This window comes from Bradyrhizobium sp. CCBAU 51753 (genome assembly GCF_015291565.1).
Classification (GTDB): domain Bacteria; phylum Pseudomonadota; class Alphaproteobacteria; order Rhizobiales; family Xanthobacteraceae; genus Bradyrhizobium; species Bradyrhizobium ivorense.
Window position 1 is genome coordinate 3704740 of record NZ_CP030037.1, and the last position, 23231, is coordinate 3727970.

Here is a 23231-nt window from a genome sequence, read left to right on the forward strand (position 1 = left end):
GCCATCAGGGATCGAAGACATGCTCGTTCGTCTCATCCACCGTCGGCGCGCGGCCAATGCTGACCCTCGCGATGCGCAAAGCCGCTACACCACCAGATCGTGCGTCAGGTGGGGTGCAAGGATGGCCGTATGGGTAGGAACGAACGCGTCCGAGATCGGCGCCGGCAGAATGGCAGCGGCCGCTTCGTGCTGGCTCGACGACGCCAGGGTGTCGCCGGGCATTGACGTGTCGATCGCGGCAAAACTCTCGGGCGCCGTGCTCTGGTCGCTGGCCTGGAACGAACTGAAGTCGAATGCAGTGCTGTCCAGGGTGGCCGCCGAGGTGAGAGTGCCGCCATGCGTGCCGCCGACGATATCGACCCGGAGGTTGGTCGCAGCCGAATCGCCGTCCTTGTCGAACGCCGACACATCGAACAGCAGATCCGTGCTCGGAATGGTCGTCTTCTCGTCATAGGTAATGTCGTTGACCGTGAAGCTGGTGTTTCCGGTGACCGCTTGATTGTAGTCGACCTTGATCTGATTGAACTCCTGGCCGACGTAGAGCGTATAGGTCGTGGTCGTGCTGTCGAACGCAGAGGTATTGATCAACGCAGCATCCGACGTCTTCAGCACCACGACGTTGGCAACGCCGCCCGACGGCTTCGCAACGTCGATGTTGAAGTCATGGACGTCGCCGCTGCCGTCAAGCACCTTGAAGGTGACGTTCGCAACGCCGTTTCCTTGCCACTGCGTGAGAATGAAACTGACGTGCGATTGCTCCTGCAGGAAGCTGAGGTTCAGTTGCTCGTCGGGATCCATTTTCAGCTCGGTAGCGCCGACCGCGATACCGTTGCTCGATGCCTTGACGTTGATGGGATTGCCGGCGGTGTCGGACCCGGTGATGATCAATTGTTCGTCGGGGGAACTGAGCGATGGCGTGCCGCCGCCGGAGGACGGGAAATTGGAGCCACTCACGGTGACTTCCTTCAGCACCTCGACGCTCTTGAGATCGACGGAGTAGGTTCCATCCGGGTTGATCAGCAGCGTGAAGTAGGGATCGCTCAGCGCTCCGCCTGTATTTGAAAAATAGGCGTCCAGTTCCACGCCGCCATTCGCGGCATGGGTCGAATAATAGAAGGTGTAATCGTCGCCATTTCCGGTCACGTGCACCGACGTGATGCCGCCACCGAGGTCTGACGTCGCCAGATTGTAGCCGGTGTCGTCGACCGCGCCATTGTGGATGGCGACCAGCATCGCGGCGTCGCCGTCCGCGCCGAACTTGATGGTGTAGTTGCCGGTGGCGGTCTGATCGTTTTGCGCGGGGATGACGGTGTGGTCGAACCCGCCGATCGTCGGGCCGTCGTCGGTGATGGTGAGCCGGCTACCGAGATCGAGGCTCGCGGTCTGGAAATCGCCGTCCTTGTCCGTGATCGTTGCGACCAGGCTGACAACGCCTGTCGTCAGCGACTTGCCTTCGCCGCCGTCGGGGTTGGTGCCGGACGGCTGCGTCACCGCACGGTACTCGGTGAAGGTGACGAGCCCGCTCACCGGATCGACCGCGATGGTGAAAGCCAGCGCGCCGAGGGCCGTGCCGACATGGCCCTCGATGGTGTTGCCATTTTGAACCAGCACGTCGGCGAGGCCGGTGTGCGAGTCGACCAGCCCGGAGGCGGCACCACTGATCTTCAATGCGTAACCGATCGTCGCGCCATCGGCGCCTTGAACCGAGTTGAACGCCGTGGAGAAATTTGCCGACGTCATCGTCTGGCCGGCATTCGGCGCGGTGCCGGGGGTGTTGTCATTCTGTGCCGTTGCCGTCAGATGCGTCTCGCTCAGGCTCAGCGACGGCGCCGTTCCGGTGGCGGCGATGGACGGGCCGTCGTCGGTGATGGTGAGCCGGCTGCCGAGATCGAGGCTCGCGCTCTGGAAGTCGCCGTCCTTGTCCGTGATGGTTGCGATCAGATTGACGATGCCTGATGTCAGCGACTTGCCTTCGCCGGTGTCGGGGTTGCTGCCGGAAAGCTGCTTCACCGCGCGAGACTGGCTGAAGGTCACGAGCCCGGTCGCCGGGTCAACCGTGATGGTGAAGGCGAGCGTGCCGCCGGCCGTGCCGACGTGGCCTTCGATGCTGTTGCCGTTGCGAACCAGCACGTCGGCGAGACCGGTGTGTGCATCGACCAGACCGGACGCGGTACCGTCGCCGCCGGTGATGCTCAGCGCGTAGGCGATAACAGCAGCATCGGCGCCCTGGACTGAATTAAATGCCGTGGCGAAATTGCCTGAGATTGTCGTCAGCATCGCATTCGGCGCCGAGCCGGCGATGTTGTCGTCCAGCGTGGTTGCGGTCAGGTGCGTCTCGCTCAGGCTCAGCGACGGCACCGTTCCTGTCGCCGCGATCGTCGGGCCGTCGTCATTGATGGTCAGCCGGCTGCCGAGATCGACGCTCGCGCTCTGGAAGTCGCCGTCCTTGTCGGTGATGGTTGCAACCAGGCTGACGATACCGGATGTCAGCGACTTGCCTTCGCCGCCGTCCGGACTGGTGGCAAGCGGCTGCTTCACCGCCCGGTAGTCGGTGAAGGTCACGAGCCCGGTCGCCGGATCGATCGTGATGGTGAAAGCCAGAGCGCCGCCGGTCGCGCCGACGCGGCCTTCGATGGTGTTGCCGTTTTGAACCAGCACGTCGGCCTGACCGGTGTGCGCGTCGATCATGCTCGACGGGGTGCCGTTGCCGCCGGCAATCGTCAGCGCGTAGCTGATCGTTGCGCCGTCGGCGCCTTGAACCGAGCTGAATGCCGTGGCGAAGCTGCCTGAGATCGTCATCAGCGCCGCGTTCGGCGCCGAGCCGGCGATATTGTCGTTCTGCGCGGTTGCCGTCAGATGCGTCTCGCTCAGGAATAGCGCCGGACCCGGTCCAATCGCCGCAATCGCCGGGCCGTCGTCGGTGACGGTGAGCCGGCTGCCGAGATCGAGGCTCGCGCGCTGGAAGTCGCCGTCATTGTCCGTGATGGTGGCAACCAGGCTGACAACGCCCGATGTCAGCGACTTGCCTTCGCCATCGTCCGGGCTGGTACCAAGCGGCTGCTTCACCGCCCGGTACTGGGTGAACGTCACGACCCCGCTGACCGGATCAAGCGTGATGGTGAAGGCCAGCATGCCTTCCGCCGCGCCGACACGGCCTTCGATGACGTTGCCGTTGCGCACCAGCACGTCGGCGAGACCGGTGTGGGAGTCGACCAGGCCCGATGCGGCGCCGTTGCCGCCGGTGATCGCCAGCGCGTAGGCAATCGTCGCACCATCGGTGTCTTGACCCGAGCTGAACGCCGTGGAGAAGTCGCCCGAAATCGTGGTCAGTGCGGCGTTCGGCGCCGAGCCGGCGATGTTGTCGTTCTGCGCCGTCGCCGTCAGATGGGTTTCGCTCAAGGACAGGGCCGGACCCGGTCCGGTCGCCACGATCGTCGGGCCGTCGTCGGTGATGGTCAGCCGGCTGCCGAGATCGAGGCTGGCGCTCTGGATGTCGCCGTCCTTGTCCGCGATCGTTGCCACCAGATTGACGACGCCCGAGGTCAGCGACGAGCCTTGGCCGATGTCGGAATCGGCGCCAAGCGGCTGCTTGACCGCGCGGTATTCGGTGAAGGTCACGAGCCCGGTTGCCGGATCGAGCGCGATCGTAAAGGCAAGCGCGCCGCCGGCGTTGCCGACGCGGCCTTCGACGGTGTTGCCGTTCAGAACCAGGATGTCGGCGAGACCAGTGAGTGAATCGGTCAGGCCCGACACGGCCCCGTTGCCGCCTTTGATCGTCAGCGCGTAACTGATGGCGGCGCCATCGGCGCCTTGCACCGAATTGAACGCCGCCGAAAAGTCTCCCGAGGTCGCCGTCAGTTGCGTCTCGCTCAGCGTCAGCGAAGGAGCGACGCCGGTCGCCGCGATCGTCGGCCCGTCGTCGGTGATGGTCAGGCGGCTGCCGAGATCGAGGCTCGCGCGCTGGAAGTCGCCATCGGCGTCCACGATCGTTGCAGTCAGGCTGACGATCCCGCCGGCGAGCGAGATGCCTTCACCGTTGTCCGGATCGCTGCCAAGTGGCTGTGTCACGGCGCGGTACGCGACGAAGGTCACGAGCCCGGTCGCCGGATCGAGCGTGATGGTGAATGCCAGCATTCCGCCGATGCTGCCGACATGGCCTTCAATGGTATTGCCGTTTTGAACCAGCACGTCGTCAAGGCCGGTGTGCGAGTCGACGAGGCCCGACGCCGCCCCATCGCCGCCGGCGATCGCCAGCGCGTAGCTGATTGCAGCGCCATCCGCGCCGCGAACCGAACTGAAGGCCGCAGCGAAGTCGCCCGACGTCGCCATCAGCACTGTGTCGGCGGCCGAGCCCGCGATGCCGTCGTCCAGCGCGGTTGCCGTCAGATGGGTCTCGCTCAGCGTCAGATGCGGAACCGCTTCCGTCGCCGCGATGCTCGGGCCGTCGTCGGTGATCGTCAGCTGCTTGCCGAGATCGATGCTGGCGCGCTGGAAGTTGCCGTTCTGGTCGGTGACGGTCGCAACCAGATTGACGAGCCCGACGGGCAGCGACACGCCTTCGCCGCCGTCGGGGTTGGTGCCGAGCGGCTGCGTCACGGCCCGGTACTCGGTGAACGTCACGAGCCCGGTCGCCGGATCGACGGTGATGGTGAAGGCCAGCGCGCCGCCGGCGACGCGGCCCTCGATGGTGCTGCCGTTCAAAACCAGCACGTCGGCCAGGCCGGTATGCGAGTCGATCAGACCCGACGCGGTCCCGGTGCCGCCGGTGATCGTCAGGGCGTAGCTGATCGTCGTGCCCTCGATGCCCTGGGCCGAGGCGAACGCCGCCGAGAAGTCCGCCGTGGTCGACGTCAGCGCAGCGTTCGGTGCCGAGCCGGCGACGTTGTCGTCGAGCGCCGTTGCCGTCAGATGCGCCTCACTCAGGACCGGCGACGGACCCGGTCCTGCCACCCCGATCAACGGGCCGCGGACCACGACCGTCACCACCTGCGGGGTGCCGCCGATCGTGGTCACTGTGAAGCTGTCGGTCACCACGTCGCCGACCTTGAGCGCTTGCACGGACTTGCCGGCGTTGTCGAGCGTGTAGGTCCACACGCCGGCCGTCGTGATCGTGAACGTGCCAAGGCCAGTCGCGCTTTTCGTCGGCGAGGTGACGGCCGTGAAGGTGTTGGCGGGATCGTCGACATCGGTGTCGGCGAGCGTGCCGGTTGCAATCAACAGGGCAGGCGAGGCATCGGTGACGCCGACTGCCCCGACCACCGTGCCGGTCGTGGGGCCGGTAATGTGGGCGGCGTCGTTGGCGCCCACGATAGGAATATTGAAGACCTGGGTGCTCGAAAGCACGCCGTCCGATACCGTGATGGTGAAGCTTTGGGTGGTGTTCTCCTTCAGCGCATTGATCGCGTCATTGTTCGGAACGAAGGTGTAGGCGCCGGTGGTGCTGTTGAGATAGAACGTGCCAAACGTGCCGACGCTCGAGATGTCGTAGGCCTGCTGGCCCTGCACCATTTTGGCTGCAGTCCCGCCGGCGAGGCTGAAGATCAGTTGGCCGTTGTTGCTGGTGCTGGCGGAGAACGTGCCGTGCACCGCGGTGAAAGCGTCAAATATCACCGTGTCGACTTCGGTCGGCGCGGCCCCGAGGTTCAGGATTGGCGGTTTCGGCGGCGGTTTGAACGGCTCGTAGAGTAGCGTGAGAAACCCCGGCAGCGGCCCGAGCGCATCTGGCACCGTCAGCGAGTCGGCATGGTTAAAATTGATCGGCTGCAGCAGCTGCAACTTGTCGAACGGAGTCGCGCCGGATCCCTTCGCGTCCATTCCCTTTTCGTAATTGCCGAGCGTCTCCTGTTGGGCCGCCCGCAATTCCTGCATGCGCGCCAACGTATTCGTGACCTGGATCGCGCTGATCGATGACTCGCGCTTGGTCAGGACGATGGTCTGTCCGGGATCCTCGACCGTGAAGTGTCGGGGGATCGCCTCCTTGGTGACGAGCTCGAACCAGCCGTGCTTGAAGTGCTTGTAGGTGATGGGTTCGTCGTCCAGGAAGGTGACGTCGGGGTCCGCGGCCCGGGCTTCTTCCAGAAGCGCGAAGGTCAGTGCCGTCAGCGACAGCATGCCGAAGCCGCCGGCGGCGGCGCGGCTGCGAATGCTGCCGACGGGCGTGTCCACCGTGAGCGCGCCCGCCTTTGCCAGCTGGCCGCCGAAGAAGGCGAAGATGCCCTTGCTGATTGCGACCAGGGCCGACTGCGGGGCGCCGCCGGAATCTCGGGTGAATTCGCTGAGCTCCGCGCGGGTATCGCCGGACAGGTTGAGCACGGTGCCATCGATCAGGCGGATTTGGATCCGCCCGTCGGCTGTGGTCTCGATGACGTCACGCTGATAGAGCGAGATGCCGGTCGCGACCGGAATGACAATGCCGTTGGCGCTCCTGAGGGTGACGCTGCCCGTCGCCGCCTGGATATGACCAATCAACTGGGGCTGCTGGCCCAACGCGGCCTGACACGCCCCGAGCTCCGCGCCGGACGCAACAAACATTGGCTTTTCGCCTGCCGAGTACTCAGGCGGAGCGTGGTGCCGCAGTGTTTTTGATCTGGCGTGCTCGCGCCGCGAAGTGAAAATATTCCAGTGCCGGCAACCAGAATTCTGCCGGGCCGAAAAGTCTCGATTGAACCTTAATTCGGTAGCAAAAACTAACTTTCAGGAGAGCGCCTGTTCGTCGATACGACAGCGATGCTGACGTATTGTCAGAAGTGCGGTTCCATGGAAAATATTGTATAATTCGTAAGTAGATTGTCCAGATTTTAATTTGTTTCGGCTCCGCCAGGCTCCGAATCGGCCTGTCCGCAATTGCGCGCCTGGCACACATAAGGTCCTGCGGTCCCGGCTCGGCGGTCCAATTCAACTCTCGGGCTGTGACACAAGATCTTCTCAGCATGGAGGGGATCATGCGTGCGCGTTTGATTGGTCAATTGCTCGCAGGCAGCCTGCTGGCGCTGGCAATTGCCATCGTTGGTCCGGCGCAAGCGCAGGAGACTGGCGTACAGCCCGCGGTTCAGGACGCCGGACCGAAGCTCATCGGGAAGGTCGTGTCCGTGACCGGTACCGCCGTGATTGAACATCGCGGCGCGGCCGTCGTCCAAGCGAATACGTCCGGTCAACCCCCTCAAGCGAAGGTCGGCGACCTCGTCTATCAGGGCGACGTCGTGCGGACCGAAGCCAACAGCAAGCTCGGAATCAATTTCATCGATGGGACCTCGTTCAACCTTGCGAGCAACGCCCGCATGGTGATGACCGACTTCGTGTATGACCCGAACAGCACATCGAATTCGACCTTGCTCAGTTTGACCAAGGGGACGTTCACGTTCGTTGCCGGCAATATTGCGAAGACCGGCGACATGCAGATCGATACCCCCGTTGCAACGATGGGAATTCGGGGCACCACGCCGCGCATCGAGATATCAGAGGACGGCACGTACAGATTTGCGACGCTGATCGAAGAGGGCAAGTCCACGCTGGCGAAAAAGCCCGGGAAACGGGCCGCGCTGAAACCGGTGCAATATACTCACAAGTTCGATCCCAACGTCTGCCGGGGGTGCTAGGAGCATATTTTTGAGCGCAGGCCATTCCCGGTGCACGCAAGGCTGCGGCCTTGCGGTGACCCGCGGGAATAGGCGACTGCATATTTTCAAGAACCGGGGCCCGAGATGAGAGTTCGTGCAAGGACCGGGGTCATTGGCAGCCTTGCGCCGCTTGTCATCCTGCTGCTGCTGTCGTTGCCGGCGGTCGCGCAGAACCCGAAGAAGGATAATTATCTCCGGAACATGGCCTTGTGCAGCGGCGCTGACCGCGCGCCCACCGATGCTCGTATCACCGGCTGCACGGCGCTGATCGATGCGCATGACGACTTGTCGACCGATGCCTTGGCTGTCGTCTACAACAATCGCGGCATCGCCTATGCAGCGAAGCGGGACTACGACCGCGCCATCGGGGATTTCGATCAGTCGATCGAGCTCAATCCAAGCTACGCCAGGGCATTCAACAATCGCGGCGTGGTTTTCCTGAAGAAGCGCGACTACGATCTTGCGACCGAAGCGTTCGATCAGGCGATCCGGATCAACCCCAATTACGGCCAGGCCTTTGCCAACCGCGCCGAGGCTCACCTGAAGAAGAACGAGTACGAGCGTGCAGCGCAGGACTACGATCGGGCGATCCAGATCGAGCCGAAGCTTGATGGCGTGTGGAATGGCCGCTGCTGGACCCGCGCGATCCTCGGCGCGCTGAAGGAGGCGCTGGAGGATTGCAACAAGGTGCTGCAGTCAGGACCTGGCAACGCCGCGACCTACGACTCGCGCGGCCTGATCTACCTGAAGACCGGCCAGCTTGCCGCGGCGATCGACGACTACAGTGCTGCGCTTCGGATCGATCCGAAGCTGGCGAGCGCGCTCCATGGGCGCGGACTGGCGAAGCTCAAGCAGGGCGACAAGGCGGGCGCCGACGGCGATATTGCGGCGGCCAGGGCAATCCAGCGCAACATCGCCGACGACTTCGAACGTTACGGCGTGAAGATAGAAGCGCCTATGCGTTGAGCGTGCGCTCGAAGAAATCCACGAATGCGCGCGCCTTGGCGGTCGCGGCGCGCCCGGTCGGCAGCACGGCCCACAGGTCGAGCGCCGGAAGGCTCCAGTCCGACAGCACCGCGCGCACGGCGCCCGATCGCAGTTCGGGGCTGAACATCCACTCGGACGCGACCGCGATCCCGGCATCGGCAAGCACGGCCGCCCGGACGCCTTCCGCCGCCGTCACGCGCAGCCGGCCCTGTACGGTCACGGCGAGTTCGGTGCTCTCGCGCTGGAACGACCACACGCTGCCTTCGCGGAGGTAGATGACGGCCTGATGCCGGACCAGCTCGCTCGGCGTCGCCGGCGTTCCGGCGCGATCGAAATAGGTCGGGGTGCCCAGCACCAGGCGTTTGCATCGCGCGACACGGCGTGCGGTCAACGTCGAATCCAGCATCCGGCCCATGCGCAGCGCGACATCGATGCCTTCCTGGACGAGGTCGATCTGACGGTCGTCGAGAATGACCTCGAGCTCCAGGTCCGGATTCTGCGCGAGGAATTTCGGCAGCGTCGGAATGAGATGGATCCGGGCGAAGGTGACGGCGGCGCAGACCCGCAGGCGCCCCTTGAGGCCGGCGCCGCGCGCGGCGAGCTCGGCTTGCGCCGCTTCCTCCAGCGCTCGCCTGGCGCGTTCGAGATAGCCGATCCCGGCCTCGGTCGGGCTGAGGCCGCGGGTCGAGCGGGTCAGCAGCTTGACCCCGAGATATTCCTCGAGCTGCGCGACCGACTTCGAGACGGCCGGCTGGCCGACCCGGAGCTGCCGCGCCGCGCTGGAGAAGGAACCGGTTTCGACGACCCGCACGAACGTCTCCATCGCTGCCAGACGATCCATCCTATTCTCCGCAGGAATGAGGCTATCGCTGCGCCTGTCTGCCATGATCGGCGGAAATTGGCCATTTTCTTCGCTGCGCCGGCGGCGAACAGGCGAGGCGGGACACGCGCTTGTGCGATTGACAGGACCGGCCGGGGCCGTCAATCAGGCGCGGGTGCGTATGCCGGGATGCGACAGCAGGAGGCCTGAATGCAGCGACCGACGACATCGTCCGGTGTTGTGGAATTTGCGCGCGGCGGCTCGAATAACCTGCCGGGGCAAATCGTACTGGTGTTGCAGGGCGGCGGCGCGCTTGGCTCCTACCAGGCCGGCGTCTATCAGGCGCTGCATGAAGCCGGCGTCGAGCCGGACTGGATCGTCGGGACGTCGATCGGGGCGATCAACGCCAGCCTGATCGCCGGCAACGCGCCGCAGCACCGCCTGGCGCGGCTCATCGAATTCTGGAGCCGCGTGCAGCGCTCTTCCAGCTGGGATCCGCCGGAGGCCTTTTCGGGGCTCGGAAACAGCTGGTCCTACTGGACGACGCTGCTCCAAGGCATTGCGGGCTTCTTCACGCCCAATCCGTTTGCCCATGCAGGCCACAGCTATCCACTCGGCGCCGATCGCGCCGGCTACTATTCCACGGCACCGCTTCAGAGCACGCTCGGCGAACTCGTCGACTTCGATCTGATCAATCAGGGCCGCCCGCGCCTGACAGTGGGCGCCGCGCATGTACGCAGCAGCCAGATGACCTATTTCGACAGCAGCCGCTGCAAGCTCGACGCCCGGCACATCATGGCGTCCGGCGCGCTGCCGCCGGCGTTTCCCGCGGTGCGCGTCGACGGCGAGTTGTATTGGGACGGCGGCATCCTCTCCAACACGCCGACCGAAGTGGTGTTCGACGACAATCCGCGGCGGGACTCGCTGATCTTCAGCGTTCATCTGTGGAATCCGGTCAGCCCCGAACCGGCGACCATGGCAGAGGTGCTCAACCGCACCAAGGACGTGCAGTATTCCAGCCGGATCGCCAGCCAGATCACGCGCCATCAGCAGACGCATCGTCTGCGCCACGTCATCAACGAGCTGGCGGCGAGGTTGCCGGAGGCTGAGCGCAGCCGCCCCGAAGTCAGGGAATTGATGACCTATGGCTGCCAGACGCGCATGCATGTCGTGCAATTGCTGGCGCCGCAGCTGTCGCATGAAGACCACACCAAGGACGTCGACTTCAGCCCGTCCGGCATCAGGCAGCGCTGGGAGGCCGGCTACGCTCATGCCCGCGACGTGCTGGCCCGCAAGCCCTGGGCCGGCCAGTTCGATACGCTCTCAGGCGTGATCCTGCACGAAGCAGGGTACGGCGCAATCGCTGCGGAGTGAACCCGGCCTGCTTGTGGGATGCCGGCAACGCTCAATCGGCCGATAGCGGCTCGCCGGTCAGCGACCAGCTCTCGCCGTCGAACGTCGCGATCCGCAGGGTGCGGAACGGCGTGTAGTCGCCGGGCTTGGTGCTAATCGAGATGCCGGGCAGCATCATCGGCAGCCGCTCGCCATGGAGCAGGGTCGCCTGCTTGATCAGGTTTTCGCGGGTCAGCCGATCGCCGCATTTTTGCAAGGTCCGCTCAATGGCGTGGACATTCATGTAGGCCACGAGCACCGAGTAGTCGTCCGGATTGGCTGAGGAAGCGTATTTTTTCAGGAACTCCTTGTAGGCCTTGACCTCCGCGTCATTGGCCCAGGCCGGATCGCCGGGCTGCTTGAGAAATTGCGTCGTCACCAGCCCTTTCGATGCTTCGAGGCCCGCCGGCTTCAGGATGGTCTCGACCGATGCCGTCGATCCGCCGATGATGTGCAGGGGCTTCCAGCCGAGCTCGTAGACCTTGCGGATCGACTGCGCCGCCGCCTTCGACGACGATTGCTCGATCAGGGTGTCGACGCCGGCCGCCTTGAGCTGCACGATCTGCGAGTCGATCGTGGGATCGGCCAATTCGTAGGAAGCCTGGGCAACGATCAGCGTCTCCTTGGCGCCGAGGCCGGCGCGGAGACCCTTGAGGTAGTCCTTGCCGTAGTCGTCGTTCTGGTAGAGCACGCCGATCTTCGCGTCGGGCTTTGCGGCCAGGATGTACTTGGCAACGACGCGGCCTTCGGTTTCGAAGTCCGGGTACAGCGGAACCGTCCACGGGAATGTCTTGGGATCGTTGAAGCGGCGTCCGCCCGCGGTGATGAAGAGCTGCGGCACCTGCTTGCCATTGAGGTATTTCTGGATCGCAACGTTCGGCGCGGTCCCGATGGTGCCGACTTCGGCCAGAATGCCGACATCCTCGACCAGCTTGCGCGATTGCTCGACAGCCTTCGGGGCGCTGTAAGCGTTGTCGAGCTGCGTGAAGCTGATCTTGCGGCCGTTGATCCCGCCTTGCCCATTCAGCATCTCGAAATATCCAACCACGGCCCGTCCGGCGCCTGCGCCGAACGCCGAGGCCGGACCGCTCAGCGGCGTCGACTGGCCGAGCTTGATCTCGGTATCGCTGGCGCCGGGGTCATAGGCCTTTTGGGCATAAGCGGGGGCTCCCAGCAGGCACGACAGCGCAGCGGCCGCCAATACGCGGTTGATGTGGTTCAAGACGATTTCCTCCCTCTTGTATTTTCTTGAAAATTGTCCGTCTAACGCGCGATCATCATCGCGCTTTGGTTCTTTGTTTGAGCATGATCGCTTCGGAAAACCCCTTCACACTTTTCCGGATCATGCTCTAGCGCAGCAGCTCGCGGGCGATCACCACGCGCTGAATCTGGTTGGTGCCCTCGAAGATCTGGGTCAGCTTGGCATCACGCATCATGCGCTCGACCGGATAGTCCATGGTGTAGCCGTAGCCGCCGAAGATCTGCACGGCGTCGGTCGTCACCTTCATCGCCATGTCGCTGCCGACGCATTTGGCCATGCTGGCGAGGACGTTGAGGCGCTTCCAGTCGCCGGCATCACCGGCGCGGGCGCATTCATAGACCAGCGCGCGGGCCGCCTCGATCTGCATCGCCATGTCGGCGAGCATGAACTGCACGCCTTGGAATTCCGCGATCGGCTTCTTGAACTGCTTGCGCTCCTTGGCGTAGGCGACGCAGGCGTCGAGCGCGCCCTGCGCGAGGCCGACGGACTGCGCGCCGATGGTCGGGCGGTTGAGGTCGAGCGCGCGCATCGAGGCGCGAAAACCCTTGCCTTCCTCGCCGACCAGATTTTCCGCCGGGACCCGGACATTGTCGAAGAAGATCGGCGTGTTGGGGGCGCCGCGAAATCCCATCTTGCGCTCGTGGCGGCCGAACGAGATGCCCGGCATCTTCTTCGGCTCGACGATGAAGGCGCTGATGCCGTCGGCGCCGTTGCCATCGCTGGTCCGCGCCATCACCACGATATAGTCGGCGACGACGCCGTAGCTGCACCACTGCTTGCGGCCGTTGAGGACGTAGCTGTCGCCGTTCTTGACGGCGCGGGTGTTGAGCGCGGCGACGTCGGAGCCGGCCTGCGGCTCGGAGATCGCAATCGCCGTCACGACGCCGCCCTCGGCGATAACAGGCAGATATTTCTGGCGCTGCTCCTCGGAGCCGAAATGCAGCAGCGGCATGATGAACATGGTGTTGAGCGCCGCGATCGACGCGCAGGCCGGCGAGACCTTGGAGATCTCCTCGCGCGCGATGCAGGCCATGGTCAGGTTGCCGTTCGGGCCGCCGTAGCGCTCCGGCACCCAGAGCTGCATCAGCCCCATCTCGCCGAACAGTTTGACGAGCTCGAGCGGGAAGCGATCGGTCTCGTCGATCTCGGCGGCGATCGGCGCCACGTGCCTGGCGACCATCTTGCGGACGTTGTCGCGGAACGCGATCTGCTCCTCGGTGAAACTCATACGGACTCCCCGGTCGTCTTCTTTCGCCGGAAGCCAAAAAGGGGCTTCCATTGAATGGGTGATCCATTTAATAATCCACCTCATGAGCACCAAGTCAAGCCCTCGCGCGCCCGCGCGTCCCCGGGCCGCCGCACCGAACCGGCGCGAGCGCGCCATCGATCTTCGCGCCGCAGGTAGTGCGGCCGCGCCGACCTTCAAGCCGATCCACACCAGGCGGACGTTCGAGGAAATCTGCGAGCGGATTCGCGAGCAGTTGGCGCTCGGCGTCTTGAAGCCCGGCGACAAATTGCCGGCCGAGCGCGAGCTGGCGCAGCAGCTCGGCGTCAGCCGCAACGTGCTGCGGGAAGCGCTCCGCAGCCTCGAGATGGCCGGCGTGCTGAAGCTGCAGAAGGGCGTTAAGGGCGGCGCCTTCATCCAGCAGGGCGACACCCGCCGCATGAACGAGGTGATGCGCGACATGCTGAGCCTCGGCACGATCTCGGTCGGGGAATTGTCCGAGGCGCGGGTTCACGTGCTCGATCTGGTGGTCCGGCTGGCCTGCGCCAACGCGCGGCGCGCCGATCTCGATGCGCTCGAGGCCAACATCGCGCGGACCGAGCTTGCGACCAAGGAGGGGCGGTTGCTCGACCGGGTCGAGTGCTCGCGCGAGTTCTACAAGTTGCTGGCGGCGTCGACCGGCAACAAGGTGATCGCGATGATCGTGGATTCCGTCACCGAGATCCACATGCGCTTCGTCTATGCCAAGGTGGCGTCGAGCGGGGTCGCGATGGCGCGGCTCGCCGAGAAGCGGCGGCAGTTCCTGGCGGCGCTGAACGACAGAAACGTGGCGCTGGCGAGCCGGCTGTTGCGGGCGCACCTGGAATCCGTGCAGCGGATGCTGGAGCAGGATCCGGGCGCGATGTCGCTGCACGTCGCACTGGCGGACGTGCAGCCGGGACTGCGGCGCTAGCCGGAACAATTCAGCACTGAAACAGCAATAACAACGGAGGCAAACGTGTCCAACTACGCCAAATATGAATGTCTGAAGGTCGAGGTTGCGGACAAGGTCGCGACCGTGACGTTGAACCGTCCGCAGGCCCGCAACGCAATCAATCAAAAACTGATCCGCGAGTTGCGCACGATCTGGGACGACCTCGCCGACGATCACGCCGTCAATGCCGTGGTGCTGACCGGCGCCGGCGACTTCTTCAGCGTCGGCGGCGACGTCAAGGCGATGTCGGAGCGGCCGGGCGGCGACGTGCTCGAAGAGGGCGAAGTCCACGATCCCATGATCAGCCGGCGCGGCGTCACTCGCCAGCTCGAGCTCGACAAGCCGATCATCGCGGCGATCAACGGCGATGCGATCGGCCTGGCCGCGACCCACGCGCTGCTCTGCGACATCACCGTGATGGCCGAGGATGCGCGGATCGGCGACACCCACGTCTCGCGCGTCGGCCTGGTCGCCGGCGACGGCGGCACCGTGATCTGGCCGCTCTTGGTCGGCATCAGCAAGGCGAAGGAGTTTCTGATCCGCGGCACGCTCTTGAAGGGCGCGGAGGCGGAGCGGATTGGCCTCGTCAACCACATCGCGCCCCGCGCGGAAGTGCTGGCGAAGGCCCGCGAGATCGCGGTCGAGCTCGCCAACGGCCCGACCTGGGCGATCCGCTGGACCAAGCTGTCGATCAATCAGGTGATCAAGGACCGCGTCAACATGCTGCTGGAAGCGTCAATGGCGCTGGAGCAGGTGACGTTCGAGACCGCCGATCACAAGGAAGCGACGATGTCGTTCAAGGAGAAGCGCAAGCCGAAATTCGGCCAGCGCTAGGACAGCCGATGGCAGCGCCCGACCCGTCCGGCGATGATATCGCCGGCATGCTGCGCGACTCCCTGCGCGGCTTCCTCGACGAGCATTGGCGCACGCGCGGCATGGCGGCGGCCTCTTCGTCGGACGAGATCTCTGCCATATGGCGCAAGCTCGTCGGGCAGGGCGTTGCCGCGCTCGGCTCCGGCAACGACGAGGGCGGGCTGCGCGAGATATTGGTGGTGATGGAGGAACTCGGCCGCGCCGCCTGTCCCGCACCGATGTGGTCGGCGGCGCTCGCCAATCTCGCGCTGACGGGATCACGGGCCGAAGCGGCGCGGGATTTGCTGGCCGGACTGCACGCCGGCACGGCGGTCGCGGCCTTCTCGTTTGGCGGGCTCGATCCCGACGCCGGCACAGGCGCGATCGAGGTCACCGACCGCAAGGGGACGGGCGTGCTTCGCTTCGTCGAGGCCGCGGCAAGTGCCACGCATCTCATTGTTGCCATCGATAGGTCCAATCTGGCGCTGGTCGACCTTGCGGCTCCGGGCGTCGATCGTGTCGCAACCCGCGCGATGGGCGCCTGGGGAATCTACGAGGTCAGGCTGAGCGCGGTGCCGGTGACGCTTATCCTCGCCGAGTTGGCCGATATGGAGGATCTCCGTCTCAAGGCCAAGGTCGCGCTGGTCGCGCGCGCCTACGGCGCCGCGCGGCGCGGGTTCGAGCTTGCGGTGGACTACGCCAAGGAACGGCACCAGTTCGGTCAGCCGATCGGAAAATTCCAGGCGATCCAGCACAAGCTGGCGAACTGCCTGATCGCGCTCGAAGGCATCCGCCTCGTTCTGGATCATGCCGCGCGGCTGCATGATAGCGGCGGTGCCGCCTGGCGCTATTTCGCCGATTGCGCATCCGCGTTCGCAGGCGACGCGCTGCGGCGCGTCTCGCTCGAGACCCAGCACACGTTCGGTGCGATCGGCTATGCCGAGGAGCACGAGGCCCCGCAGCATTTCAAGCGCGTGCACCTCGACACGATCGCGCTCGGCGGCGCGGCGGATGCGAAGCACAGGCTGGCCGCGCATCTGCTGGACGACGGCGGCGCGGGTCTGCCGCAATACGACCTCGGGCCCGCCGGAAATGCGTTGCGCGAACAGGTTCGGCGCTGGCTCGACCAAAACTGGTCGGGAGAGCGGAAGGCCGAATTCGACCAGAGGCCGTTCGCCAAGCGCGAGTTCGATGCCGGCTTCGCGCGCGACATCGGCGAAACCGGATGGATCGGTCTCGGGTGGCCGGAACAATTCGGCGGCGAGGGGCGCTCGGCGCTGGAACAGATCGCCTTCATGGAGACGATGGAGCGCGCTGAGGCACCGCGGATCGGCGCGGCGATCCAGGCCAATGCGCTGATGATGTTCGGCACGCCGGAGCAGCAGCAAAAATACCTGCCGGAAATCCTGCGCGGCGAGGCCATGCACGGCATGGGCTACAGCGAGCCGCAGGCGGGCTCTGATCTGGCGGCGCTGCGCACCAGCGCGGTCAGGGACGGCGACCATTGGGTGATCAACGGCCAGAAGATCTGGACCACCACCTGGTGGGGCAAATACATGTTCCTCGCGGCGCGGACCGACAAGGACGCCAAGCCGCCGCACGCCGGCATCAGCATGTTCATCGTGCCGATGGATGCGCCGGGCATCGCGATCCGTCCGTCGAGCACGATGTATGACGGCACCTTCGCCAACATCTTCTATGACAATGTCCGCATTCCCGCCGGGAACCTTGTCGGCGAGGTCAATGGCGGCTGGAAGGTGCTGACCGGCGCGCTCGCCTTCGAGCGCGGATTGGTCGGCGGTGGCATCGTCCTGAAAGTCGCGCACGCCTTCGAGCAGCTGCGCTTGCGCGTCGCGAGTGATCGGTCGTTGGCCCAGGACCCACTCGTTCGGGACAAGATGGCGACGCTGGCGTCGGAGATCGAGATCGGCCGGCAGCTGATGATGCATTGCGCCGGGCTCGCCGCCGACGGCGTGACCCCGCCGGAATATGGCGCGATCAGCAAGGTGTTTTCCGGCGAACTGATGGAGCGCTTCGGCGAGGCCGCGCTCGACATTCTCGGCATGCGCGCCGCGCTGTCCGAGCAGATGCCGGGCGCGATCGACAATGGCCGCTTCGAGCAGAACCTGCGGCATTCGCTGATGTGGGTCATCAGCATCGGGACCAACGAAATTCAGCGCAGCCTGATCGCGCAGCGCGCGCTCGGGCTGCCGAGATAGGAGAGACCGGATGCAAAAGGACGGCGACAGGGCACCGCTCGCGGGCGTGCGGGTGCTCGATTTCTCGATTATGCTGGCGGGGCCTTATTGCGCACGGCTGCTCGCCGATGTCGGTGCCGAGGTGATCAAGATCGAGCCGCCGGAGGGCGATGACATGCGGCTGCGGACGCCGCTGCGCGAGGGCCACAGCACCTATTTCGGCCAGCTCAATGCCGGCAAGCGGAGCCTGGCGCTCGACCTGAAGAACGCCGACGCCATCAAGCTGGTGCATCGCCTGGTCGCGGAGGCCGACATTCTGGTCGAGAATTTTCGTCCCGGGGTGATGGACCGGCTCGGTCTCGGCTACGAGGCGCTGCGCGAGATCAATCCGCGCCTGATCTATTGCTCGATCTCGGGCTACGGGCAGTCCGGCCCGGCGGCCGAGCGCGCCGCCTACGCCATGATCGTGCATGCCGAGAGCGGCTTCGATCATTCGCTGATGCGCTATGCCGGCGATCGCGAGCGGCCGGCGGCCGGCGCCATTTTCGTCGCCGACGTGCTCGGCGGCATTTTTGGCTACTCCGCGATCCAGACCGCGCTGGTGCAGCGTAACCGTACCGGCAAGGGCCAGCGAATCGATGTGGCGCTGATGGACTGCATGCTGAACCTGCTCGTGTACGAGCTGCAGGAGGCCCAGTTCCCGATCACCGCGCCGCGCCCGACCTATGGCCCGGTGCGCACCCGCGACGGCGATATCCTGATCGCGCCGGTCACCGCGCGCAATTTTACGGCTTTGTGCGAGGTGACGGGGCAGGAGGATTTGGTGACCGATCCTCGCTTCGCCACCATCCCCGCGCGCGGCGCCAACTGGACCGCCATGATGCAGGTGATCGAGAAGTGGACCGAACGCCATAGCAAAGCCGAATGCCTCGCGGCGCTCGATCGCGCCGGCGTTCCTTGCGCCGAATATCGTGAACCGGGCGCGGCGCTGAGCGATCCGCATCTTCAGGCACGCGGTGTCTTCGGCACCATCACGGATGGCGCCGGCGAGTTCTTCGGCGTCAACCCGCCCTGGAAAATGTCGGAGGCGGATACATCGATCGGGCGGGCCGTCCCGGCGGTCGGTGCGCACCGCGACGAGGTGCTTTCAAGGACCCTTGGCCTGTCGGCGGATGCAATCGCCGGGCTTGCCGCCGCCGGCGCCTTTGGAAAGGGGCCGGCCTGACGGCGGCGGCTTCAGGCGTCGGACGCGGACTCCGGCGGCGCCGCCTTTGCGATCGCCAGCAGGCATTTCAGGAAATGCGCGCGGTCTTCCTTGCGCAGGGGAGCGAGCATGATGTTCTGCAGCTCGGCCGCGGCCGGCACCACGGACAACAGCGCCTCCTCGCCCTTGGCGGTGATCTGCACCTGAAGCGACCGGCGGTCGTCCGGGTTGCTCTTCTTTGAAACCAGCCTGCGCTCCGCCATGCGCTTGAGCATTTCGCTCAGCGTGTTGCGATCGCAACTGATGCGGTCGGCCAGCACGGAAGGGGTCAGCGGGCCCAATTGGTACAGCGCCATCAGCACGCCGAACTGCCGGGGCGTGATGTCGCTCTGTTGCGTCATGCTCTGATAGAGCCCGTCGTAACGGGCTTCCAGCAGCCGCAACAGAAATCCGACGCCGCCTTCGAGCTGCCAGTTGCGCGCAATGTCTGCGGCCGAATTCGTCTTGCTTGCCTTGTCGGCTGCCATGCCTTCGTTGAACCCCAGCTGGAAATTCGCGTTAGCGGTTAGCAGCTTGGCGGAAAGCCCTCAACCCTCGGTGAAGCAGCGGCGAAGTTGATTCAAGGGGACGAATCCTTGCCGGGCCCTTGCCAGCCGTCAGCTTATGTAGTACGTATACGTACTAAATGGAAGCAGGACGTCGTTCAGGGAGGTTGTCTTGGAGCTGCGCGAGCTGCTGTCGATTCCCTATCTGCTAGAGGCCGAGGCGGTCGAGACCGAGCCCGGACGCTGGCTGATCCGGCTCGCCTATCCCGAACTGCCGGGCTGCACCGCGGAAGCTGCCGTCGTCGAGGACGCCCTGAGGCAGCTCGAGCGGCGCCGCATCGAAATCATCGTCGGCCTGGTGGAGCAGGGGAAGCAGCCGCCGATTCCACGACAACCGCTCACCGCATCCGATCCGCTCTGGACCGCGCAGGACCTTGGACTGTCGGAACGCGTCGCCGCGCTGCTCGGCGGCGCCGCGACCCGCAATTGAATGGAGGCAAACCCATGCTCTCGCACGATGACAACGAACGCCTGGTGAGGGTCGGCAAAGGCACGCCGCTCGGAGACCTGTTTCGCCTCTACTGGATTCCCTTTCTGCCGTCGGCGGATCTCGCCAAGGACGGGCAGCCCAAGCGCATCCGGCTGCTCGGCGAGGACCTCGTCGCCTTCCGCGACTCCGAGGGCCGCGTCGGGCTGGTCGACCAGGCCTGCCCGCATCGGGGGGCGCCGCTGATCTTCGGACGCAACGAGGATTGCGGACTGCGCTGCGTCTATCACGGCTGGAAATTCGACGTCACCGGCGCGGTGACCGATATGCCGGCGGAGCCGGTACGCAGCCGGCTCAAGGAGCGGGTGCGGATCAAGGCCTATCCATGCCGCGAGCGCAACGGGATGATCTGGACCTATATGGGTCCCGACCAGGCCGAACTTCCGCCGCTGCCGAACCTCGAATGGAATTTGGTGCCGGCGGAGCAGGTACACATCTCGCTTCGTGTTCAGGAGTGCAACTGGCTGCAGGCCGTCGAAGGCGAAATCGACTCGGCGCATGCGCCGCTGCTGCACGGCCGGCTCGACGCGCAGGGCACCACCAGCGCCTGGATCCAGAAGCGCGACCTGCGGCCGACCTTCGAATGCGTCAAGCAGGATTTCGGCATGAGCATCGCCGCGCGGCGCAACTACGACGCCAACACGCTGTACTGGCGCGTCAACCAGTTCCTGCTGCCGTTCTATACGCTGGTTCCGCCGCTGTCGCCGTTCCCTGATCTCAGCGGTCATGCCTGGGTGCCGATCGACGACGAGAACACGCTTTGCATCATGTTCTCGTATCATCCGTCGGAGCCGCTTTCGCCGAAGACGCGGCAGATCTTTGCCGAAGGACACAACGGTCGCGAGAGCGGCCATGCCAGCCGCCATGCGCTGGTCCAGCACCCGGTGACGGTGCCGTATGCCGGCTACTGGACCAAGTACAATCCGCAAAACGGCTTTCAGTTCGACTATCAGGCGCAGCAGACCACCTGGTTCTCCGGCCTGCCGGGCCTCTGGGTGCAGGACGGCGCCTGCCAGAGCGGGGTTTCGCCGATCTTCGATCGCACCAGGGAAACGCTGTGTTCGAGCGACACTGGAATCGCGATGACGCGGCGCTTCATTCTGGAGGCGCTCGGCGCCTATCGCGATCACGCCGTCAGGCCCAGGGGGGTGTCGGATCCTGACGTGTTCATGGTGCGCGCCGTCTCGCTGCGACTGCCGCCGGAGGATTCCTGGGTCGATGTCGGCGCGCCGTTCATGCGGGCGAAGCTCGGCGCTGATTTCGGGTACGAGCTGTGAACGCGGCGGTCCGCCCGGCTGTCGTGGCTGCCGACTTGCCGGTTGTAGATGATGCCAGCCAGCGGCGCGGCGCTGTGCCCGAAGGCAGGCTCAACGTCCGGGTCAAGCGCATCAGCTACGAGGCCGACACCATCAATTCCTACGAGCTGCTGTCGCCGACCGGCAGCGAGCTCGCGCCGTTTACGGCGGGGAGCCATATCGACCTGCACCTGCCGAACGGCATGATCCGGAGCTACTCGCTGATCAACGACCCGCGCGAACGGCATCGCTACGTCATCGCCGTCAACCGCGACAGCGCGAGCCGAGGCGGCTCCAGCTTCGTGCACGACACGGTGAGGGCCGGAGACATCATCACGATCTCGGCCCCGCGCAACAATTTTGCACTTTGCGAGGATGCCAAACACTCGGTCCTGATCGGCGGCGGCATCGGCATCACGCCGCTGTTGTCAATGATCCGCCGTCTCGACGCGCTGGGGCGGCGTTGGGAACTGTTCTATGCCGCGAGAACGCGCGCGGCTGCTGCCTTTACCGACGAGCTCAGTACGCTCAGCTCGGACATTCATCCGAACCTGCATCTCGATTTCGATGACGAGCGCTCGGGACGCGTGTTCGACCTTGCGGCGATCGTCAAAAATGCACCGGCGTATGCGCATCTCTATTGCTGTGGCCCGGTCCCGATGCTCGAAGCCTTCGAAGCGGCGACGAAAGATCGTCCTGCCGATCACGTGCACGTCGAATATTTCCAGGCCCAACAGCCGGCCGCGGTGGAAGGCGGCTTCGAGGTCACGCTCGCGCGCAGCAACCGCACGATCGCGGTGGAGGCCGGCAAGACCATCCTCGACGCGCTGCTGGATGCCGGAATTGCCGTGAACTACGCCTGCGCGGAAGGTGTCTGCGGCACCTGCGAGACCCGCGTCCTCGACGGCATCCCCGATCATCGCGACCAGTTTCTGAGCAGTGACGAGCAGGCGGCGAACAAGAGCATCATGATCTGCTGCTCGGGCGCCAAAAGCCGGAAGCTCGTGCTCGATCTCTGAAACAACAACAAATCGAATGGGAGGACACAAATGAAGTATTTTTCGCGGAGCCTTGCAGCTTCCCTTCTCGCCGTTTGGGCGTGCTCGCCGGCGTTGGCCGACACGCCACGCAGCATCAAGATCGGCGTGCTCAACGACGCCTCCGGCCCGTACTCGGACAATGCCGGAGAGGGCTCGGTGACGGCGGCAAGAATGGCCGCCGAGGACTTCATGCGGCTGCATCCCGATTTCAAGGTCGAGATCATCTCGGCCGATCACCAGAACAAGGCCGACGTCGGCGCAGCCATTGCGCGCCGGTGGATCGACCAGGAGAAGGTTGATGCGGTTGCCGACGTGCCGAACTCGGCCGTTGGCCTTGCCGTCAACGAGGTCGTGCGCGGCAGTAAGGCGGCGCTGATCGCCTCGAGCGCCGCCACGTCGGACCTGACCGGGAAATACTGCTCGCCGAACACGATCCAGTGGACTTTCGACACCTGGGCGGCCTCGCACACGATCGGCGCCTATCTTGTCCGTCACGGCGGCAAGAAATGGTACTTCGTCGCGACCGACAACGCGCTCGGCAAGTCCATGGTGCGCGACGGGACGGCGGTGATCGGCGCGGGCGGCGGCACCGTGCTCGGCTCGGTCAACGTCCCCATCAACAATGCGGACTATGCCTCGTTCATTCTGCAGGCCGAGGGCTCGGGCGCCGACGTGATCGCGTTTGCAACCGCCGGCGGTGACACCGTCAACCTGATCAAGCAGTCCGCGGAGTTCGGCTTGAAGCAGAGCGGCAAGACCTTCGCAGCGCTGCTGACCACAACCAACGATGTCGAGGCCAGCGGGCTTGCGGTGGCGCAGGGGCTGATCATTACCCAGCCGTTCTACTGGGACCTGGATGATGCCAGCCGGGCCTGGTCGGCCAGGTTCAGCGCGCGGCAGCACGGGCAATCGCCGACCGCATTCCACGCCGGCGTGTATTCCTCGGTGCGAGCCTATCTGAACGCGGCGCTGGCGGCAGCAACCAACGATGCGCCGGTGGTGATCCGCAAGCTGAAGGAGCAGCCGATCGACGATGAATTGTTCGGACCGGTCGTCGTTCGCGCAGATGGCCGCGCCATCCACAACATGTACATCCTGAAAGTGAAGCGCCCCGACGCCTCGAAGGGCAAGTGGGACCAGCTGGAGCGGGTCGGCGTGCTGTCCGGACCCGAGGCATTTCGGCCGCTCGATCAGGGCGGATGCGCGCTGGTCGAGCAGGCCAAGAGCAACTGAACAAGCGGTCTTGTGGGCCGCAAGGCCCGGATCGAATCTCTCG

16 protein-coding genes are annotated in these 23231 nt (G+C 65.0%); 11 read left to right on the top strand and 5 right to left on the bottom strand.

The annotated features are described in order from the left end of the window. Window positions 1-84: 84 nt before the first annotated feature. Window positions 85-6531, bottom strand: coding sequence for a DUF5801 repeats-in-toxin domain-containing protein (locus XH93_RS16365; RefSeq protein WP_194474314.1), 6447 nt, complete (start codon window positions 6529-6531; stop codon window positions 85-87). Between the two features lie 410 nt (window positions 6532-6941). On the opposite strand from XH93_RS16365, the gene XH93_RS16370 reads away from it, so the two are divergent. Further along, entirely contained in the window at window positions 6942-7595 is a 654-nt protein-coding gene (locus XH93_RS16370) for a FecR domain-containing protein (RefSeq protein WP_246799637.1), read from the top strand. Window positions 7596-7700: 105 nt separating this feature from the next. Next, on the top strand, window positions 7701-8582 hold the full coding sequence (locus XH93_RS16375) for a tetratricopeptide repeat protein (RefSeq protein WP_139863726.1): 882 nt from the start codon (window positions 7701-7703) through the stop codon (window positions 8580-8582). Here XH93_RS16375 and XH93_RS16380 read toward each other — a convergent pair. After that, window positions 8572-9444, bottom strand: a complete 873-nt coding sequence (locus XH93_RS16380) for a LysR family transcriptional regulator (protein WP_194474316.1) — start codon at window positions 9442-9444, stop codon at window positions 8572-8574. The genes XH93_RS16375 and XH93_RS16380 overlap by 11 nt on opposite strands. Window positions 9445-9633: 189 nt before the next feature. On the opposite strand from XH93_RS16380, the gene XH93_RS16385 reads away from it, so the two are divergent. Then, window positions 9634-10797 carry a patatin-like phospholipase family protein gene (locus XH93_RS16385; protein ID WP_194474317.1) on the top strand — a complete coding sequence of 388 codons (1164 nt, stop codon included), beginning with the start codon at window positions 9634-9636 and terminating at the stop codon, window positions 10795-10797. A 31-nt stretch (window positions 10798-10828) separates the two neighbouring features. On the opposite strand, the gene XH93_RS16390 is transcribed toward XH93_RS16385, so the two are convergent. Together XH93_RS16390 and XH93_RS16395 are read right to left on the bottom strand one after the other, a co-directional pair. Beyond that, on the bottom strand, window positions 10829-12037 hold the full coding sequence (locus tag XH93_RS16390) for an ABC transporter substrate-binding protein (protein WP_194474318.1): 1209 nt from the start codon (window positions 12035-12037) through the stop codon (window positions 10829-10831). A gap of 127 nt (window positions 12038-12164) precedes the next feature. Then, on the bottom strand, window positions 12165-13304 hold the full coding sequence (locus XH93_RS16395; RefSeq protein ID WP_194474319.1) for an acyl-CoA dehydrogenase family protein: 1140 nt from the start codon (window positions 13302-13304) through the stop codon (window positions 12165-12167). 82 nt (window positions 13305-13386) lie between these two features. Here XH93_RS16395 and XH93_RS16400 point away from each other — a divergent pair, with 82 nt between their 5' ends. From XH93_RS16400 to XH93_RS16415, 4 genes are read left to right on the top strand one after another with little or no spacing between them, the layout of a single operon-like run. Next, window positions 13387-14253, top strand: a complete 867-nt coding sequence (locus XH93_RS16400; protein WP_194474320.1) for a FadR/GntR family transcriptional regulator — start codon at window positions 13387-13389, stop codon at window positions 14251-14253. Between the two features lie 45 nt (window positions 14254-14298). Beyond that, window positions 14299-15108 (top strand): enoyl-CoA hydratase/isomerase family protein, encoded by an 810-nt coding sequence (locus XH93_RS16405; RefSeq protein WP_246799638.1) that lies wholly within the window; start codon window positions 14299-14301, stop codon window positions 15106-15108. A gap of 8 nt (window positions 15109-15116) precedes the next feature. Then, window positions 15117-17345 carry an acyl-CoA dehydrogenase gene (locus tag XH93_RS16410; protein WP_194474321.1) on the top strand — a complete coding sequence of 743 codons (2229 nt, stop codon included), beginning with the start codon at window positions 15117-15119 and terminating at the stop codon, window positions 17343-17345. A 10-nt stretch (window positions 17346-17355) separates the two neighbouring features. Continuing rightward, window positions 17356-18549 carry a CaiB/BaiF CoA-transferase family protein gene (locus XH93_RS16415; protein WP_194474322.1) on the top strand — a complete coding sequence of 398 codons (1194 nt, stop codon included), beginning with the start codon at window positions 17356-17358 and terminating at the stop codon, window positions 18547-18549. A gap of 11 nt (window positions 18550-18560) precedes the next feature. Here XH93_RS16415 and XH93_RS16420 read toward each other — a convergent pair whose 3' ends face one another. After that, window positions 18561-18971 (bottom strand): MarR family winged helix-turn-helix transcriptional regulator, encoded by a 411-nt coding sequence (locus tag XH93_RS16420; RefSeq protein WP_246799639.1) that lies wholly within the window; start codon window positions 18969-18971, stop codon window positions 18561-18563. A 274-nt stretch (window positions 18972-19245) separates the two neighbouring features. Here XH93_RS16420 and XH93_RS16425 point away from each other — a divergent pair, with 274 nt between their 5' ends. Genes XH93_RS16425 through XH93_RS16440 form a run of 4 tightly spaced genes read left to right on the top strand, consistent with a single transcriptional unit; the run spans window position 19246 to window position 23188 of the window. After that, entirely contained in the window at window positions 19246-19563 is a 318-nt protein-coding gene (locus XH93_RS16425) for a hypothetical protein (protein ID WP_194474324.1), read from the top strand. Between the two features lie 14 nt (window positions 19564-19577). Next, window positions 19578-20897 (top strand): Rieske 2Fe-2S domain-containing protein, encoded by a 1320-nt coding sequence (locus XH93_RS16430; protein ID WP_194474325.1) that lies wholly within the window; start codon window positions 19578-19580, stop codon window positions 20895-20897. Window positions 20898-20932: 35 nt separating this feature from the next. Next, a complete protein-coding gene (locus tag XH93_RS16435) occupies window positions 20933-21934 on the top strand; it encodes a PDR/VanB family oxidoreductase (RefSeq protein ID WP_246799640.1) in 1002 nt (333 codons plus the stop codon). 30 nt (window positions 21935-21964) lie between these two features. Beyond that, on the top strand, window positions 21965-23188 hold the full coding sequence (locus XH93_RS16440; protein ID WP_194474326.1) for an ABC transporter substrate-binding protein: 1224 nt from the start codon (window positions 21965-21967) through the stop codon (window positions 23186-23188). Window positions 23189-23231 lie beyond the last annotated feature (43 nt).